This is a genomic window from Pseudomonas sp. Marseille-Q1929, from assembly GCF_017316265.1.
Classification (GTDB): domain Bacteria; phylum Pseudomonadota; class Gammaproteobacteria; order Pseudomonadales; family Pseudomonadaceae; genus Aquipseudomonas.
The window spans coordinates 166,237-182,927 of sequence record NZ_JAFLWU010000012.1 but is presented as its reverse complement, the minus strand read 5'-3'; the positions used below and the strand labels follow the sequence as shown (position 1 = coordinate 182,927).

Here is a 16,691-nt window from a genome sequence, read left to right as displayed (position 1 = left end):
GGAGCGATCGCGTAGCGTAATCAACTACGCGATCACTAGTGGAGTAGTACACGGCATAGGCTGTGGGCGGTTTTATGGCTGCCTTAATGATGCTTTTTGAAAAGCTGCCAAGACAGTTGCTCCCACATTTGAGCGGGTTCACAAGTCAAAATGTGGGAATTTTAATCGCAAAAACTAGAACTGCCCTACCCAATCTGGCTATGCTCGTGCCCTTTCTCGAAAGGGCGCGGGCATGCTGACGATCTTCTTTTACGCGCTGGTATTTGGTTTTGTGTTTTGCCTGTCCCCCGGCGCCGTGCTGGCGGAGACCCTGCGCCGTGGCTTGCTCCAGGGGTTCACCCCCGCGTTGCTGGTACAGATTGGCTCATTGGTGGGCGACGCGGTCTGGGCGGTGATTGGCCTCACCGGCATTGCGCTGCTGATCCAGCATGACGCCGTGCGCGTGCCGCTGACCGTTGCCTGCGCGCTGTACCTGGCCTGGCTCGGCGCACGCAGCCTGATGGATGCGTGGAATCTGCCGCAGGCTGACAGCGCACCGGCCAGCTCGGCGAAGAATGCATTGGCGGTGGGTGCAACGATTTCCCTGGCCAACCCGAAAAACATTGTCTATTGGGGCGCCCTCGGCAGCGCGCTGTCGGGCATCGTCGGCGCTACGCCGAGCCATGGGCAGACGCTGATGTTTTTTGCCGGGTTCATGCTTGCCTCAGTGTTGTCGTGCTTTCTGATTGCCGGGTTGGTGAACTTGTTGCGCCAGAACGCCTCGCCCACTTGGCAGCGCATCAGTTACGGCGCCTGTGGCGTGGTATTGATCTATCTGGCCATTCTCGCGGCACAGGGCATATGAAGTTATATATCGAACAACTTCCAAGTGCCTCTTATCTGAATAAACTCTGAACAGCGGATAATTTAATTAATCATCCGTTGACATTTTGTAACTGTCTGAGTAGATTGCCCGTGCCCGCAACTGGGGCCTTTTTTAAACCTCACAAAAGAAGCCAATGGACACAGTATCTAGTCGCTGTCCGAGCACCGCCTTTGCGGGCATCGGGCGCCCAACCCAGAATATGACAGGACTCGCGTTCCGGTCCGGTAAGCTGCGCTAGAGCTCGATGCTCCACCGTAACTGCCTCACCGGTCGCCCGTCCGGTCCCGAGGTGTGTTATGACCTTCCAAGCCTTTGTTTTACATGATATTCGCACGCTAGCCGCAGCCCTGCGCGCCAAGCTGTGCCGCGAGCCTATGGGGTTTTCCCCGACCCGCGCAGCCTTTGCCACACCCTCCCCTCAAGTGCGCCCGGCTCACCCGCTGGCGCACTGGCGTATCTGCCCACAAAGCGGCCAATTGGTGCAGCACTGGGATCAAGCCGACCCGCAGGACCCACAGAGACCGAAGGTTTCCAGCCTGGCACAAGCCGGTCTGCTGCTCGGTTTCTACCTGAGCGCGCGCGCCGCTTAATTCCACTGGAAACAGCAACTAACTGATTAATAGCCTGGAGTTCTTTATGAACTATCCCAGTTGTAATTCGCTGCGCGCCATTTAACTAACGCAGCAACAAAAAGTCATTCAGATATTCTATTGAACCGATCGCGAAGTCCGCGGCTCGGCATGCTTTCGCTCGCCTGTCAGCAGGTAAGTACCGGGTATGTTTTGTCGAGAATTGGCGACAGGAGTACACACCATGAGCGCCGTAAAAAACACGCCACTGCACAAGAAAACCACCACCGACGCCGACACCAAGCTGTCGATGCGCGCCGCCCGCGAAGCCCACAACGGCCTGTCGGCCACCCTGGCCAACGTGCGTGCCACCCAGGATGGCCTGACCGAACTGGACGCCGCTGCACGCCTGCACCGCGAAGGCTACAACGAAGTCGCCCATGACAAGCCGCCCCACGCCATCGTGCAGTTCCTGCAAGCGCTGAACAACCCGTTCATCTACGTGCTGCTGACCTTGGCCGGCATCAGCTTTGTCACCGACTATTGGCTGCCGCTGCAAGCCGGTGAAGAAGTTGACCTGACCAAAGTCATCATCATCATGACCATGGTCCTGCTCAGCAGCCTGCTGCGTTTCTGGCAGGAACACCGCTCGGCGAAATCCGCCGAAGCCTTGAAAGCCATGGTGCGCACCACCGCTACCGTGCTGCGCCGCGAACAAGTTGGTGCCCAGCCGACCCTGCGCGAAGTGCCGATGCGAGACCTGGTGGCCGGCGACATCGTGCAGCTATCCGCTGGCGATATGATCCCGGCCGACATCCGCCTGATCGAATCCCGCGACCTGTTCATCAGCCAGGCAGTGCTCACCGGCGAAGCCTTGCCGGTGGAAAAGTACGACACCCTCGGCGACGTCACGCAAAAATCCGCCGCGCCCCCAGCCGCCGACCAGGGCAACCTGCTGGACCTGCCGAACATCTGCTTCATGGGCACCAACGTCGTCAGCGGCCGGGCCAAGGCCGTGGTGGTTGCCACCGGGCCACGCACCTACTTTGGCTCGCTGGCCAAGGCGATTGTCGGCTCGCGGGTGCAGACCGCGTTCGACCGTGGGGTCAACAGCGTCAGCTGGCTGCTGATCCGCTTCATGCTGGTGATGGTGCCGATCGTGTTCCTGCTCAACGGCTTCTCCAAGGGTGACTGGGGCGATGCGTTCCTGTTCGCCCTGGCGGTTGCCGTCGGCCTCACCCCGGAAATGCTGCCGATGATCGTCAGTGCCAACCTGGCCAAGGGCGCCACGGCGATGGCCAAGCGCAAAGTGGTGGTCAAGCGCCTCAACGCGATCCAGAACTTCGGCTCGATGGACGTGCTGTGCACCGACAAGACCGGCACCCTGACCCAGGACAAGATCATCCTCGAACATCACGTCAACGCCTTTGGCCAACGCGATGACACGGTGCTGTCCCTGGCGTGGCTCAACAGCCATCACCAAAGCGGCATGAAAAACCTGATGGACCAGGCCGTGGTGCAGTTCTCGGAACAAAATCCGAAGTTCCAGGTGCCGTTTGCCTACAGCAAGGTGGATGAATTGCCCTTCGACTTTGTGCGCCGTCGCCTGTCCATTGTGGTCAAGGATGCGGCCGATGATCAGTTGCTGGTGTGCAAGGGCGCCGTGGAAGAGATGCTGGGCATTTCCACCCACGTCATGGAAGGCGGCGACGCCGTGCCGCTGGATGAGCGCCGTCGCAACGAGTTGCTGGCATTGGCCAACGACTACAACGAAGACGGTTTCCGCGTGCTGGTCGTCGCCACGCGCAACATTCCCAAGGCCCTGGCCCGCCAGCAATACACCACTGCCGATGAACGCAACCTGGTGATCCAGGGCTTCCTGACCTTCCTCGATCCGCCGAAGGAAACCGCCGGCCCGGCGATTGCCGCGCTGCAACAAATCGGTGTTGCGGTCAAAGTGCTGACCGGCGACAACGCCGTGGTCACCAGCAAGATCTGCCGCCAGGTTGGCCTGGAGCCCGGCCAGCCGCTGCTCGGCGCAGAAATCGAAGCGATGGACGACGCCACCCTGCTGCGCCGCGTGGAAGAACGCACAGTGTTTGCCAAGCTGACCCCGCTGCAGAAATCCCGGGTGCTCAAGGCCCTGCAAGCCAACGGCCACACCGTGGGCTTCCTCGGTGACGGCATCAACGATGCACCGGCGCTGCGCGACGCTGACGTGGGTATCTCGGTGGACAGCGGCACCGACATCGCCAAGGAATCGGCGGACATCATCCTCCTGGAAAAGAGCCTGATGGTGCTGGAAGAAGGCGTGCTCAAGGGCCGCGAAACCTTCGGCAATATCATGAAGTACCTGAACATGACCGCCAGTTCCAACTTCGGCAACGTGTTCTCGGTGCTGGTGGCCAGTGCGTTTATCCCGTTCATGCCAATGCTGGCGATTCACCTGCTGCTGCAAAACCTCATGTACGACATCTCCCAGCTGGCCCTGCCGTGGGACAAGATGGACAAGGAATACCTGGCCAAGCCACGCAAGTGGGACGCGAAAAACATCGGCCGTTTCATGATCTGGATCGGGCCGACCTCGTCGATCTTCGACATCACCACCTTTGCGCTGATGTGGTACGTGTTCAGCGCCAACAGCGTGGAGATGCAGACCCTGTTCCAGTCCGGCTGGTTTATCGAGGGCCTGCTCTCGCAAACCCTGGTGGTGCACATGTTGCGCACCCGCAAGATCCCGTTCTTCCAAAGCACCGCCGCATGGCCGGTATTGATGATGACCTGCGTGGTGATCGCGCTGGGCATCTACGTGCCGTTCTCGCCTCTGGGCACCCTGGTCGGCCTGCAACCGCTGCCACTGGCGTACTTCCCATGGCTGGTGGGCACCCTGCTCAGCTACTGCTGCGTGGCGCAACTGATGAAAACGATCTACATCCGCCGCTTCAAGCAGTGGTACTGATCCCCCCGCCGTTCAAACGGTGGCGGTCGCCCGGCCGTCACCGTGCATCACAAGGATTCGAATATGCGCGTCTTGATCTGTGCAGGTCGTCATTACGCCGACACCAAGAAGTCCCGCCAAGTGCTGGACGCTTACCACCGCCTGCGCCCGGTGCAGGTATTGATCCACGGCGGCAACCAGTTCCTGGGCAGCGACGTCGAGGAGTGGGCGCGGGAACTGGGCATCGACGTGGTGCGCTACCCGTCCAACTGGCAACGCCACGGCAAACAGGCGGAACGCCAGCGCAACCATTTCATGCTGACCGACAGCCAGCCCGACGTGGTCATCGCCCTGCCAGGTGGTGACGACACGTCGGAGCTGGTCTGCCAGGCCAAAGCCAGCGGCATTTCGGTGCTGACCGTAGAAAGCTGAACTCACGCGAGGTGCATCATGCACAACAAACACACGCCGCAACGCCCGGATGGGTTTGCCAAATACCGTGCGCGTCACTATCGCGGCGCACGCCACACCTTGTTGCTGTTGCCGCCGGCCAAACGCCGTGCACTACGGCGCAACCTGGTATTTATCGGCCTGACTCTGGCCATGCTGTTGCTGATAGCGCTGCTGTCCAAGGCCCATGCCGCTGGCGGGGCCTACGTGGTCGACGATGGCGCAATCAATGCGCCGGGCACCTGCAACGTGGACGCCTGGTTCAGCGCCAACCGCTACGAGGGCAGCAGCCACAGCGAAACACTGTCTCCCGCGTGCACCTTCAGCGCCTTGCCCTCCGTGCAATGGGGCGCGGCACTTTCGCGGGCTGGAGGCGAAAGCCAGATCAGCCCGCAACTCAAGGCGCAGGTGTTGTCGCGGGAAGACTTGGGGTTGGAGATGGCCGTGGCCGCCGGGGCGCACGTTGCGTTGGATCGTCGGCACGCCTTTGATGGTGCGGACCTGAACGTACCATTGACCTGGCAGCCCTTGCAGTCGCTGCGCCTGAACCTGAATGCCGGCTGGACCCATGCCTATGATGACGGTGAACAAAACCACCGCCTGACCTGGGGCAGCGGTTTCGAGTATCAACTGGCGCCAGCCCTCACGCTGATCGGCGAGCGTTACGGCCAGCGCGGCGGCGACCAGGCCTGGCAAGCCGGGCCGCGCCTGCACCTTGGCGAGTTTGTCGATGTGGACCTGATCGTCGGGCGCAGCCTGAGCGGTGACCGCGACCAATGGCTGACCACCGGCGCCACGTTGCGCTTCTAGGCTTTGGCCTGTTGCTCCAGGTGCAGCTGCAACTGCGGGTCGAGTTGCAGTTGCGCCGCCAGGTCGTCAAGGTAATTGCGTTCGGCATCCTGCTGGTCGTCCACCAGCAGCACGCTGGCCAGGTACACCTCGGCAGCCACGGCCGGGTCGCCGGCAAGCTCGGCGAAATCCGCAGCATCCAGCGGCTTGGCGACTTCGGTGTCGAGCCACTGTTGCAGCTGCGGGTCGTCGGTGTGCTGGCGCAGCTCGTTGGAAATCATCTGCTGCTCTTTTTCATCAATACGCCCGTCGGCCTTGGCAGCAGCGATCAGGGCGCGCAGTACCGCATGGCTATGGGCTTCGGCTTCGGGGCCGTCAAGCTGGTCCGCCGTCTGGAAGGCGGCTTGCGGTTGGCTGGCCTGCTGGCTCTGCCAGGCCTGATACGCCTGGAAGGCCATCATGCCCAACGAGGCCAGTGCCGCGTAATTCATCCCGCCTGAGCGCCCTTGTGCAGGGCGTGCAGCCGCACCGCCACCCAGCAGGCCGCCGAGCCCGCCCAACAGTCCGCCCAAACCACCACCGGCCGAGGCGTTGCCGGTACTGGTGCCTTTCAGCAAACCGCCGAGCAGGCCACCCAGTCCACCGCCCGAGGCGCCCCCGCCCTGTTGCCCGGCGCGCAGGAGTTGTTCCAGTAGATCGCTGGTGTTCATGCTGTGACCCTCCGAGGGCGCACTGTTGGCGTCTAACAACCATAGCCCGTGCCTGCCGGAACACCATGACCGCCGGGCGGGCGCGGCTTATGATGGCGCCACCACGCTTTCAAGAGAGCAACCCCGTGAACCGGATTGAACACATCACGCTGATGGCAAGCTACAACCAGTGGATGAACCAAAAGGTGTATGACGCCGCCAGCCACCTCACGGACGCGCAACTGCTGGAAGATCGACGGGCCTTTTTCGGCTCGATCCTGGGCACGCTGAACCACCTGGCCCTTGGCGATACGGTGTGGCTCAAGCGCTTTGCCCAACACCCGGCGGGTTATTTGGCGCTGGTACCGCTGGAGGCTGTCGCCATGCCAAGTGATCTCAAGCACTTGGCTTTTGCCGACCTGCGCACACTCGCGGCCTATCGCGTGTGGCTGGATCGATTGATCATCGATTGGGTCAACACCCTGCAAGCGCCCGAGCTAGACCAGCGCTTGCACTACCACAACATGCGCGGCGTCGCGGCCAACAAGGACTTTTCCAGCTTGTTGCTGCACTTCTTCAACCACCAGACCCATCATCGTGGCCAAGTGACCACGCTGCTGAGCCAGGCCGGTGTGGACGTGGGCGACACCGACCTGCTGGCCTTGATTGACTGAACTCAGCGCGCGGTGAACTCGGCGTAGGCCTGCAACAAGCGCGGAAACGCCTCTGGCTGCGGCAATTGCGCAAAGCTTTCGACGGCTGGGGTGGTGGCCCAGACCAGTTTTTCCTGGGTCCAGGTTTCCATGAAAGGCACGTAGTCGCTGGCGTTATCCAGCAAGGTGGCGCGCACATTGACGAACTCATCGATGCCATGGGGGCGCGTAAACAACCAGCTCATGCAATGGGGGCAAAAGTAGTGACGGTCCACGCCCTGCAACCCGCCGATCACCGGGCAACCAGCGGTCACGGTAAAGCCGCTAGCCGGTATCAAGGCGCTGAGGGAGAACGCGCTGGAGGACATTTTCTGGCAGCCGGTGCAGTGACACGCCATGGTGATCACCGGGGCCACGCTGACACTGAAACGCACGCGATTGCAGCGGCAACTGCCCTCGTGTGGCAGGGTTTCGACGCTCATCATTGCTTCCTTTTTATGATTGGGTGCGCGTCAGGGTACCAAACTAAAGCGAACGCGGCTGTGCAGGTGGGGTCACAACATTGAGGCACCGGGAAAAACCTTCCTGCCCTCCCCTATAAGAAGGAGATGCTCCTATGGTCATTCACTTCAAGGTTGCCGGCCATCTTGCCTGCGGCCACCACGGCACCAACCTCCCCTCCAGCACCGAGCTGAACCGGGTCAAGTGCCGTACCTGCCGCAACACCGATGCCTACAAGGAAGCCCGCCGCACCCAACGCAACGCGGCCCGCCGCAGCGCCCGCCGCGCTAAAACCCACACCACCGGCGACTGGCGCAGTGCGTGGACACAGCGCCTCACCGACCTGCCCGGCTTGCAGCGTTTGCCACGGGGGTTCAGCGGGCAGCCATTTGTCTAATGTGCATACCCTTTATATGGGAGTGGGCTTGTGTGGGAGCGGGCAAGCCCGCTCCCACAGGGACTTGCGGTGCTTTTTAGTAGGCGGGCAAGCCCCACGAAACGGGTTCGAAGGCTTCCAGGCTGACGAGACGATGGTCAGCATGCTGGAATTTCTCATCCGGCATCGCAGGATCAGGAACCGCCACCGCATACATCCCCGCCGCCTTCGCCGCCGTAATGCCAAACGGTGAGTCCTCGAACACCAGGCAATCCGCCGGGGCCACGCCCAGGCGTTGGGCTGCCACCAGGAAAATGTCCGGTGCGGGCTTGGCCGCGCCGACGTGTGGGTCGTCCGCCGTGACAATCGCATCAAACAAACCGAACCATTGCCGATGACGGCTGATCTTCAAATCGAAGTAATGCCGCGATGAGCTGGTACCCACCGCAATCGGCACGCCTTTGGCCGACAGGTGTCGCACCAGGGCTTCGGCCCCTGCCATGGCGCCGGCGCGGGGGAAACGTTCGTTCATCAGCGGTGTACGCAGTTCCAGGAACGCCTCGGGGCTGATCGGCAGCTCCAGCGAACGCACGATGTAGCTCGCCAGGTCATACGCCCCCAGGCCAATGGTGTGCTGTTTGAACTGCCAGTCAAAAGCCCGGCCACCGTAGCGGTCGGAAATAATTTGGGTGACCTCGGTATAGACGCCCTCGGTGTCGAGCAACAAGCCATCCATATCGAAGATCACGGCCTTGATCTGTGGTGCATTCATCCGTCGTTATCCTCAAGTGCGTCCGGCGTAATGGTCGATCAAGCGGTTGAGCAGGATGGCCAACACAATGATCACGCCGGTAATCGCCATTTGATAAAACGAACCCAGCCCGAGCAAATTGAAGATATTGCGCAGCACTTGCAGCAGCATCACCGCCACTGCCGTGCCCACCACGCTGCCGCGCCCGCCGAACAGGCTGGTGCCGCCCAATACCACGGCGGCGATAGCGTCCAGCTCCAGGCCTTGGGCGGCCGTGGGTTGACCCACGTGCAGCCGCGAGGTCATCAACAACCCGGCAAATGCCGCCAATGCGCCGCAGATGGCAAACACCCCAATGGTCACCGCCCGCACCGGCACACCGGACAAGCGTGCGGCTTCCAGGTTGCCGCCGGTAGCCAGCACATACTCGCCAAACACGGTATAGCGCAGCACCAGCCAGGCGATCAGGGTGATAAGGATGAAGATCAGCCCCAGGACCGGAAACACGATGCCGGCACTCGGCAGGATGTCGATCATCGACGAGCCAAACCCGGTGAAGCTGGCCGGCAAGCCGCCGATCGGCGCGCCGTCGGAGGCGAGAAAGGTAGCCCCGCGCAGCGACACCAACCCGGCCAGGGTGATGATAAAGCTGGGTACCTTGCCAAATACGGTCAGGCTGCCCATCAAGGTGCCGATGGCCAAGCCCACCAGTAAGGTGGCCGGCACTGCCAGCCAGCCGCTGACCTGGTTCTGCAACAGCACCGCCACCAGGATGCCGCCGAAGGCACACAGGCTGCCGACCGACAGGTCGATATTGGCGGTCAGGATCACAAAGGTCATGCCGATGGCGACAATCCCCACAATGGCCCCTTGCTGGAACAGGTTGGCGATGTTGCCGAAGGTCAGGAAGTCATCCGACAAAAACGTTGCCACCACCACGGCAAACAGGAAGATGAACACAAAGTTGTAGCGCATCACCCATTCCAGCACGGCGCTGCGGCGGCTGGCGGCAAGGGTCACGGGCTTGTCGAATACGGGTGTGGGGTTACTGGCGATAGTCATGGCTCTACACTCTTTTACCAATAAGGATGGCCTGGTCGATCTGGTCGCGACTGGCATTCAATGGGTCGAAACAAACTGCGTTGCGCCCCTCGTGCATGACCCAGATCCGGTCACAATTGACGTACAACTCATCCAGCTCACTGCTGGCCACCAGCACGCCCGCGCCTTCCTGTGCCAGGCTGCGGGCCAGGGCATAGAGGTCGGCCTTGGCGCCCACATCCAGGCCACGGCTCGGTTCGTCCAGCAGCAGCAGGCGCGCACCGTCGATCACCCACTTGGCCATCACCACTTTCTGCTGGTTGCCACCGGAAAGCTGACGCACCGGTTGCTCCAGGTTGTCCAGCTTGGTTTGCAGGCGTTGCAGCACCGGACCGGCGCGGTCCTTGGCCTGGCGGTGGGAAAACCAGCGCAGATGCCGTGCATGCACCAGGCAGGCATTGCGGTAGATCGGCGCGTCCAGCAGCAGGCCTTCGGTCTTGCGGTTTTCCGGGACCAGCCCGACGCCTTGGCGGATCGCCTGGCGTGAGGTCAGTGGCCGATAGGGTTCGCCGAACAGCTCCACATCGCTGTCATTGCGCCCTACCCCGAACAACGCCTTGAGCAAGGTGCTGCGGCCCGCGCCGTTCAGGCCGGCCAAGCCGACGATCTCGCCCTGGCGCACTTGCAACGCGCGTACGTCCAATCCTTGCGCGCCTTGCAGCCGACGGATATCCAGGGCCAGCGCTTCACGCGGCGCCTGTCGCGGGCTGCGCTCCAGCAGGTCGCGGTGTTCGCCGACCACCGCCGCAATCAGCGCCTGGTCGTCGATCTGTGCCAGTTCATGAGTCTGCAAGGTGCGCCCGGCGCGCAATACCGTCACGCGGTCACCTATTTCGCGAATCTCGTTGAGCCGGTGGCTCACGTACAACACCGCCACACCGGCAGCGGTGATTTCGCGGATCACCTGGAACACCTGCTTGAGTTCGGTTTCGTTGAGGGCGGCAGACGGTTCATCCATCACCACGACCTTGGCCTCGCAGGTCAATGCCCGTGCGATGGCTGCCAGTTGCTGGTTGGCAATCGACAGGCTGCCCACCCGGTCGGTGCTGGCAAAGTTTGCCCCGACGCGCAGCAACGCGGCCTTGGCCAACGCGCTGCGCTTGCGCCGGTCGATCATGCCGAAACGCCGTGGCGCGTAGCCGAGCATCAGGTTTTCTTCGACGGTCATCTGCGGGATCAGGTCCAGTTCCTGGTAGATCATCGCGATCCCGGCCTGACGCGCCTGTTGCGGGTTCTTCAACTCCACCGGGCTGCCGGCAATGGACAGGCTGCCGCCATCCGGGCGATGGGCGCCGGCGACGATCTTCAACAGCGTGCTTTTGCCCGCGCCGTTGGCGCCCAGCAGGCAGTGCACTTCACCGGGGCGTAGGTCGAGGGACGCATCAGTCAACGCAATCACATTCGGCGGAAAGCGCTTGCTGACATGGCGAATTTCCAGGGCCAACTCATTCATGATCCTGCTCCAGCAAATAACGGGCGGTCGCGGCGTCGGTGGCCAGCACATTGACGTAGCCCGCCTTGACGCAGGCGTGGACGATGCGGTGCTTGTGGGCGCCGACACACACGGCAATCGACCAGTCTTTTTCCCGCAGGGCGGACAGGCGCAGGCCGAGGGTGCGGGCGTCCAGCTCCGGCAGCACAGGCTCGCCGTCCATGCCGATAAAGCGGCCCATGATGTCGCCGACGGCCCCCAGGCGTTCCAGTTCGGCGAGCAAAGGCCGGTCGATGTAGCCGGACTCCATCAGCACCGAATGATCAGACAACTCCCCAAGGCTGAAGCACGCCACCGGCGCCTGTTCGCCAAGGCGCATGACCGCGGCGATCACCGGGTCTTGCTCCAGCGCTTCGCGGGTATGGGCATGCCCCAGGATCGCCGGCACCGGCAACAAGGTGGCCTGGCCGCGGGCAGCCTGGGCAAAACGCTCGGCGACGTTATGGTTGGGCTCGCCTGAGGAGCGCGTATTGATCGCGCCATTGAGCAACACCACATTGACCCCTTCGTTCCAGCGCGGCACCAGCCACTGGGCCATCTTGGTCAGGGTGCGGCCCCAGGAAACGCCGATCAGCGCGGGCTGGGGTTGCAGGTTGCACAGGTAGCGCGCCGCGGCTTGGGTAACCACGTTGAGGGCGTCGTCGTCCTCAACGTCCAGCACCAGGGTTTCCCGCAGGCCGAAGCGGCGCTGCAACGCCACCTCAAGCGCAGGCACACGCGCAGAATGGGCGACGATATCGATGCGCACCACGCCGCAATCCCGCGCCTCGCGCAGTAAGCGGCTGACTTGCCAGCGGGTCAGGCCGGTTTCTTTGGAAATCTCGCTCTGGGTCTTTTCCAGGTCGAAGTACAGCTTGGCGACCTGCACCATCAAGTCGTCGCGCTGGGAGTCGCCGGTGAGCTTGGGTGATAGCGATTCGGCGCTCATGCTGCCGGCCTTACGCCGAGCACACGGTTGGCGGGCGGCTTGCAGCTGATGGGCGCCACGCTGTCGGTGGCGGCGCGATAACGGCCGAGCAGTTCGATGTACTGCTCGTGGGCATAGGGGTCGGGTTCGATCAGGCGGCCGACGGTGGTAAAAGCGGTGGCGGCTTGCTGCAAGTCAGTGAACTCGCCGAGGGCGCATGCCGCCGCGGCGGCGGTGCCGATCAGCGTGAGGTTGTCGTGGGGCACCATCTCAAAGGGCACACCAGTAGCGTCGACGGTGGCCTGCAACCACAGCGGGTTCTTCTGGAACCCACCGGCGGCGACCACACGGGTGATCTCGATGCCTTCGCTGCGCCAAGTGTGAAAAATATTCGCCGAGCCCAGCGCGATGGCTTCCACCGAGGCGCGGTAGAGGTCGTGCCGGTCATGATTGAGGGACAAGCCCATGATCGCGCCGCGCATATCCGGTGAACGATAAGGCGTGCGGTTGCCCATCCAGTAATCGAGTACCAGCAGGCCGGTGGAGCCCGGTTGCAACGCACCCGCCTGGCGGATCAATTGCTGATGGCCGGCGTCATCCAGGCCGAACATCTTTTGTGCCAGCCAATTGAGGATCGAACCGGCCGAGACCTGCCCGCCTTCCATCAGCCATTGGCCGTCCAGCAACGCGTCGGGATAGGGCCCCCAGATACCGGGTACATCGATGCGCTTGGGGGTATGCATCAATTGCACCACCGACGTGCCACCGATAAACAGCAATTCGCCAGCGCCGGTGGTACCGGCACTGAGCATGGCCATATGGGCGTCAATGCCGCCTTGCGCCACCAGCGTGTCACGGCTCAGCCCCAGGTGATTGGCCGCATCAGAGGTCAGGGGGCCGATGCGCCCGCCGACCTTGATCACTTCCGGCGGCAGCTTTTGCGCCAGTTCCGGGATGCCCAATTCGGCATACAGCTCCACGGGAAAGCGTTGTTGCAGCGTGTCGTAGTTCCATTTGCAGCTGGCGTTGAGTTGGGAAGCCACCCAGCGCCCGGTGAGCTGGAAGTTGATCCAGTCCACCGCTTCGCAGATCCGCGCGGCACGCCGATACACCTCAGGCTCGTGCTCGGCCAGCCACATGGCCTTGGGCACCAGCCACTCCACCGCGTCGCCGCCCTGGTTCATCATCGGGTGGCTGATGTGCGCGGTGCGCGCCGACTCGACGGCGGCACGACAGTCCATCCATAACAGCGCCGGGGCCAGGGGTTGGCCATCCGCTTGTGCAGCGACCACCGTTGAAGCGGTGGTGGCGACGCACACCGCCGCCACTTGGGGATGCCCGGCCTGGCTCATCAGCTGCCGGCACGCCTTGCCCAATGCCGACCACCAGTCGGCGGGCGCCTGCTCGGCCCAGCCCAGCTGCGGGTATTGCGTGGTGTAGGGCGCCTCGGCCACCTGCACCAGTTTGTGGCTGTGCAGGTCGTATAACCCGGCCCGCACGCCACCTGTTCCGAAATCCAGTCCCAACAACAAGGTCATCGGTCGTCCTCCTGCGTCTTGTGCTGCCGACGCTTTTTGTTTTAAACCCTGCAACGGCGGGCGTTGCAGGGCGGGGCCAAGCAAGCGTGGGTCAAGGGCGGAAAATCACCTTGGCTGCCACTTCGCTACGGTCGGCGTAACGCTGGAACATCGACGGCAATTCGGTCAGCGGCAGGTCGTGGGTGATCATGAATTTCCACTGCAAGTCACCCGAGGCCAGCTTGTCGATGGAGGCGGTCCACTCATCCCCCGGGAACGGTGCAGAGAACGAGTTCCAGGCGCCGTGCAGGGAGATTTCCTGGCGCAGAAAGTGCGAGAAGGTCGCGGTGCTCAACGGCACTTCACCGGCAGGAATACCGATAAACACCACGTGGCCGCCGGCCTTGGTCAATTGCACCGCCTGGTTGATCGAGCTGGGATGGCCCGCCGCTTCGATCACCAACTGGCAACGTGGCAGGTCAGCATCCGCAGCGCCACTGAGCAAGGTGTGGGTCGCACCGGCCTCGCGGGCCATGGCGAGTTTTTCTTCGGCAATATCGATGGCGACGATGTCCTTGGCGCCCATGATGCGCAGCCACTGGATCACAAACAGGCCAATCGGCCCGCAACCGACCACTGCGCCGCTCTGCCCGGCCTTGAAGTCCGACTTCCAGATGGCATGCAGGGCAATCGCCGCCGGGTCCACCAGGGACGCGGCAATCGGGTCCATGCCCACCGGCACCTTGATCAGGTTGCTCAGCGGTACGTTGACGTATTCAGCGTAGGCGCCATCGCGGCGGCTGCCAAAGTAGTCGTAACGCTCGCAACGGGACGGGAAGCCACGGGCGTACTGGTCGCTGGTCACATCGGGAATCATCGGTGGCACGGTCACCAGTTCACCGAGGGTGTAACCCTCGACGCCGCTGCCGATCTCTTCGATAAAGCCTGCGAACTCATGGCCGCAGATCAGCGGCATCACGTGGGCGCCTTTGCTCAACATGCGTGGGATGTCCGAGCCGCACACGCCGCAGGCAGCGACACGCACCAGGGCATGGCCAGGTTTTACGCCAGGTTTTGGAACGTCTTCGACCCGGATATCACCCGGTTTGTACATGACGGCAGCTTTCACAGTGAATTCCCCTGTTGGATAGGCAATGTAGGTGTTCAGCGCGACTCAGAGTGCGCCGGGACGGTATTCGCCGAAGGTGGCGTCGTGCTTGATCTCGGCCGCATCGGCCTTGGTCACGACTTTGGTACCGGCATCGACAAACGCCGGGATGGTCTTGCCGCTGATCAAGCCACGCGCCGCTTCAATCGCAACCTCGCCGAGGTAGCGTGGGTCGTTGAGGGCAGTGGCGACGTATTGATCGCCGTTCTGGATGGCGTTGATGGCTTCCGACAGGCCATCCACACCGGCGACCAGTACGTTTTTCTTGCCGCTTTCGTTGAGCACTTGCAGGGCGCCCATGGCCATGTCGTCGTTGTGGGCGATCACCGCCTTGAGGTCGGGGTGGGCTTGCAGCAGATCCTGCATCGCGGTCACTGCGTTGGCGCGCATGTATTCGCTGTAGGGGCCGTCGATGATCTTGAAGTCGGTACCGGCCAGCGCCGTATGGAAGCCTTTGCGGCGCTCTTTCATCACCGTGCCGCCGGCATCGCCCTGGATCTCGATGATCTTGCCGTTGACCACGCCTTTTTGTTTGAGGGCCGCCACCAGCGCCTTGCCGGACAGCTCGCCCATCTCGGCGTTGTTGCGCCCGATGGTGGCGGCGACGGGCGCGTTGATGGCGCGGTCCACGGCAATGACTGGCACTTTGGCGCGCTTGGCCGCTTCGAGGGAGGCGCCCACGGCATCCGGGTTGACGGCGTTGATGATCAGCACGTCGACCTTGCGGGTGAGCAAGTCCTGGATATCGTTGTTCTGCTTGCTGATGTCGCCGTTGGCATCGAGGAAAATCAGCTCGTCGCCGTCCCTGGCGGCGGCGGCTTTGGCGCCATCGCGTAGTTGCACATAGAAAGGGGATTGGAGGGTCACTTGGCTGAAACCGATCTTCAGGTCCTTGGCCTGGGTGTTCAACGCCAGCACCGAGGCCGCGACAGCCAAAGCAAGGGACAGCACATGAACAGGTTTACGGGCTATCTGTAGCATGGTGATTCCTATTTTTATTGTTGTCTGGATTCGGGCGCGACCTTCAGGGAGGCCGTGCTCACAAATGTGAACCGCGATCACATTTGAAAAACTATGCCTTGTGCCCGAAGGTGTCAAGGCTATTTTGTTAGAATCCAAACATACGATATAAAAATCACACCATCAGTGTTGCTCCGCCCTCCTGGATGATTTGCTGGTGGGCCTGGGACAAAGCCGGGTCGCTGACGACCCGCTGAAAATCCGCCAGCTCTGCAAAATGCGCCGCACGCACCTGATCGAATTTGCTGTGGTCGGCCACCAGCACACAGGTCTGCGCCCGCGCCATCACCCGCTGCTTCACGTCGACTTCATTGAGGTTGTAGCAGGTCACGCCATGGGCCGCGCTGACCCCGGCGGCGGAGATAAACGCCCAGGCGACGCGGATGCCATCGACAATCCCGGCCTCGGCGCGGCTTTCGAAGACGAGGTTGCGCCGATCGAGCATGCCGCCGCACACAATCACCGTGCACAGCGGCTTTTGCTGGAGCTTGAGCAGCACGTTCAGGGAGTTGCACAGCGCGGTGAACTCCAGGTCGTCGGGCAATGCATCGACGATAAACGGCGTGGTCGTGCCGCAATCGATGAAGATCGTATCGCCTGGGCGCACCAGGCTGGCGGCACGTTGGCCGATCTGGCGCTTCTCGGCGATATTGCGCAGGTCCTGCTCAGCCACCTGATAATCCGGCTCAGGCGCACCGCTGCGCGTGACGTGGCCACCCAGCAGGCGCAGGCCCTGGGCGTTGTCCACGAGGTCGCGGCGCAGGGTCATTTCCGACACCCCCAGCAACGCCGCCATATCCCGCAGGTGTACCGCGGCCTCGCCTTGCAGGGCGCGGTGCATGGCTTTGAATCGTTCGGTTTTCTTTGAATCCACTGCGCTTTCACCCTGATCGATTGCGGCCGAA

17 protein-coding genes are annotated in these 16,691 nt (G+C 62.3%); 7 read left to right on the top strand and 10 right to left on the bottom strand.

Going from position 1 to position 16,691, the window contains the following annotated elements; translation table 11 throughout:
• Positions 1-232 precede the first annotated feature (232 nt).
• From J1G37_RS15520 to J1G37_RS15500, 5 genes are all read left to right on the top strand, one after another.
• On the top strand, positions 233-844 hold the full coding sequence (locus J1G37_RS15520) for a LysE family transporter (RefSeq protein ID WP_207043066.1): 612 nt from the start codon (positions 233-235) through the stop codon (positions 842-844).
• 317 nt (positions 845-1,161) lie between these two features.
• Positions 1,162-1,455, top strand: coding sequence for a hypothetical protein (locus tag J1G37_RS15515; RefSeq protein WP_207043058.1), 294 nt, complete (start codon positions 1,162-1,164; stop codon positions 1,453-1,455).
• A 223-nt stretch (positions 1,456-1,678) separates the two neighbouring features.
• Entirely contained in the window at positions 1,679-4,393 is a 2,715-nt protein-coding gene (mgtA, locus tag J1G37_RS15510; RefSeq protein WP_207043055.1) for a magnesium-translocating P-type ATPase, read from the top strand.
• Between the two features lie 63 nt (positions 4,394-4,456).
• Positions 4,457-4,804, top strand: coding sequence for a DUF2493 domain-containing protein (locus J1G37_RS15505; protein ID WP_207043053.1), 348 nt, complete (start codon positions 4,457-4,459; stop codon positions 4,802-4,804).
• An 18-nt stretch (positions 4,805-4,822) separates the two neighbouring features.
• Positions 4,823-5,632 (top strand): hypothetical protein, encoded by an 810-nt coding sequence (locus J1G37_RS15500; protein ID WP_207043052.1) that lies wholly within the window; start codon positions 4,823-4,825, stop codon positions 5,630-5,632.
• On the opposite strand, the gene J1G37_RS15495 is transcribed toward J1G37_RS15500, so the two are convergent.
• Positions 5,629-6,321 carry a tellurite resistance TerB family protein gene (locus J1G37_RS15495; protein ID WP_207043050.1) on the bottom strand — a complete coding sequence of 231 codons (693 nt, stop codon included), beginning with the start codon at positions 6,319-6,321 and terminating at the stop codon, positions 5,629-5,631. The two genes, J1G37_RS15500 and J1G37_RS15495, sit on opposite strands and share 4 nt — an antisense overlap.
• A gap of 125 nt (positions 6,322-6,446) precedes the next feature.
• Between J1G37_RS15495 and J1G37_RS15490 the strand changes: the two genes are divergently transcribed.
• On the top strand, positions 6,447-6,974 hold the full coding sequence (locus J1G37_RS15490) for a DinB family protein (RefSeq protein ID WP_207043048.1): 528 nt from the start codon (positions 6,447-6,449) through the stop codon (positions 6,972-6,974).
• Between the two features lie 2 nt (positions 6,975-6,976).
• On the opposite strand, the gene J1G37_RS15485 is transcribed toward J1G37_RS15490, so the two are convergent.
• Entirely contained in the window at positions 6,977-7,435 is a 459-nt protein-coding gene (locus J1G37_RS15485) for a GFA family protein (protein ID WP_207043046.1), read from the bottom strand.
• Between the two features lie 134 nt (positions 7,436-7,569).
• Between J1G37_RS15485 and J1G37_RS15480 the strand changes: the two genes are divergently transcribed.
• Complete coding sequence (locus J1G37_RS15480; RefSeq protein WP_207043045.1) at positions 7,570-7,851, top strand: hypothetical protein; 282 nt, start codon at positions 7,570-7,572, stop codon at positions 7,849-7,851.
• Between the two features lie 76 nt (positions 7,852-7,927).
• Here the strand turns inward: J1G37_RS15480 and J1G37_RS15475 are convergent, their stop codons facing one another.
• From J1G37_RS15475 to deoR, 8 genes are all read right to left on the bottom strand, one after another.
• Positions 7,928-8,602, bottom strand: coding sequence for an HAD-IA family hydrolase (locus J1G37_RS15475; RefSeq protein WP_207043043.1), 675 nt, complete (start codon positions 8,600-8,602; stop codon positions 7,928-7,930).
• 12 nt (positions 8,603-8,614) lie between these two features.
• The gene (locus J1G37_RS15470; RefSeq protein WP_124524669.1) at positions 8,615-9,643 is read right to left on the bottom strand and encodes an ABC transporter permease; all 1,029 of its coding nucleotides are present in this window, start codon (positions 9,641-9,643) and stop codon (positions 8,615-8,617) included.
• A 4-nt stretch (positions 9,644-9,647) separates the two neighbouring features.
• On the bottom strand, positions 9,648-11,135 hold the full coding sequence (locus tag J1G37_RS15465; protein WP_207043041.1) for a sugar ABC transporter ATP-binding protein: 1,488 nt from the start codon (positions 11,133-11,135) through the stop codon (positions 9,648-9,650).
• Positions 11,128-12,102 carry a sugar-binding domain-containing protein gene (locus J1G37_RS15460; RefSeq protein ID WP_207043039.1) on the bottom strand — a complete coding sequence of 325 codons (975 nt, stop codon included), beginning with the start codon at positions 12,100-12,102 and terminating at the stop codon, positions 11,128-11,130. The genes J1G37_RS15465 and J1G37_RS15460 overlap by 8 nt, the downstream gene beginning before the upstream one ends.
• Complete coding sequence (locus J1G37_RS15455) at positions 12,099-13,619, bottom strand: FGGY-family carbohydrate kinase (RefSeq protein WP_207043038.1); 1,521 nt, start codon at positions 13,617-13,619, stop codon at positions 12,099-12,101. Before J1G37_RS15455 ends, J1G37_RS15460 begins: the two co-directional genes overlap by 4 nt.
• Positions 13,620-13,710: 91 nt before the next feature.
• A complete protein-coding gene (locus J1G37_RS15450) occupies positions 13,711-14,727 on the bottom strand; it encodes a galactitol-1-phosphate 5-dehydrogenase (RefSeq protein ID WP_347402347.1) in 1,017 nt (338 codons plus the stop codon).
• A 45-nt stretch (positions 14,728-14,772) separates the two neighbouring features.
• A complete protein-coding gene (locus J1G37_RS15445; protein ID WP_207043036.1) occupies positions 14,773-15,747 on the bottom strand; it encodes a substrate-binding domain-containing protein in 975 nt (324 codons plus the stop codon).
• Between the two features lie 154 nt (positions 15,748-15,901).
• Complete coding sequence (gene deoR, locus J1G37_RS15440) at positions 15,902-16,660, bottom strand: DNA-binding transcriptional repressor DeoR (protein ID WP_207043034.1); 759 nt, start codon at positions 16,658-16,660, stop codon at positions 15,902-15,904.
• Between the last annotated feature and the right edge of the window lie 31 nt (positions 16,661-16,691).

Excerpts from the sequence above, each read along its gene's own strand:
- J1G37_RS15520 (WP_207043066.1), top strand. The coding sequence starts at position 233 with ATGCTGACGATCTTCTTTTACGCGCTGGTATTTGGTTTTGTGTTTTGC.
- J1G37_RS15515 (WP_207043058.1), top strand. The coding sequence starts at position 1,162 with ATGACCTTCCAAGCCTTTGTTTTACATGATATTCGCACGCTAGCCGCA.
- mgtA (WP_207043055.1), top strand. The coding sequence starts at position 1,679 with ATGAGCGCCGTAAAAAACACGCCACTGCACAAGAAAACCACCACCGAC.
- J1G37_RS15505 (WP_207043053.1), top strand. The coding sequence starts at position 4,457 with ATGCGCGTCTTGATCTGTGCAGGTCGTCATTACGCCGACACCAAGAAG.
- J1G37_RS15500 (WP_207043052.1), top strand. The coding sequence starts at position 4,823 with ATGCACAACAAACACACGCCGCAACGCCCGGATGGGTTTGCCAAATAC.
- J1G37_RS15495 (WP_207043050.1), bottom strand. The coding sequence starts at position 6,321 with ATGAACACCAGCGATCTACTGGAACAACTCCTGCGCGCCGGGCAACAG.
- J1G37_RS15485 (WP_207043046.1), bottom strand. The coding sequence starts at position 7,435 with ATGAGCGTCGAAACCCTGCCACACGAGGGCAGTTGCCGCTGCAATCGC.
- J1G37_RS15480 (WP_207043045.1), top strand. The coding sequence starts at position 7,570 with ATGGTCATTCACTTCAAGGTTGCCGGCCATCTTGCCTGCGGCCACCAC.
- J1G37_RS15475 (WP_207043043.1), bottom strand. The coding sequence starts at position 8,602 with ATGAATGCACCACAGATCAAGGCCGTGATCTTCGATATGGATGGCTTG.
- J1G37_RS15470 (WP_124524669.1), bottom strand. The coding sequence starts at position 9,643 with ATGACTATCGCCAGTAACCCCACACCCGTATTCGACAAGCCCGTGACC.
- J1G37_RS15465 (WP_207043041.1), bottom strand. The coding sequence starts at position 11,135 with ATGAATGAGTTGGCCCTGGAAATTCGCCATGTCAGCAAGCGCTTTCCG.
- J1G37_RS15460 (WP_207043039.1), bottom strand. The coding sequence starts at position 12,102 with ATGAGCGCCGAATCGCTATCACCCAAGCTCACCGGCGACTCCCAGCGC.
- J1G37_RS15455 (WP_207043038.1), bottom strand. The coding sequence starts at position 13,619 with ATGACCTTGTTGTTGGGACTGGATTTCGGAACAGGTGGCGTGCGGGCC.
- J1G37_RS15445 (WP_207043036.1), bottom strand. The coding sequence starts at position 15,747 with ATGCTACAGATAGCCCGTAAACCTGTTCATGTGCTGTCCCTTGCTTTG.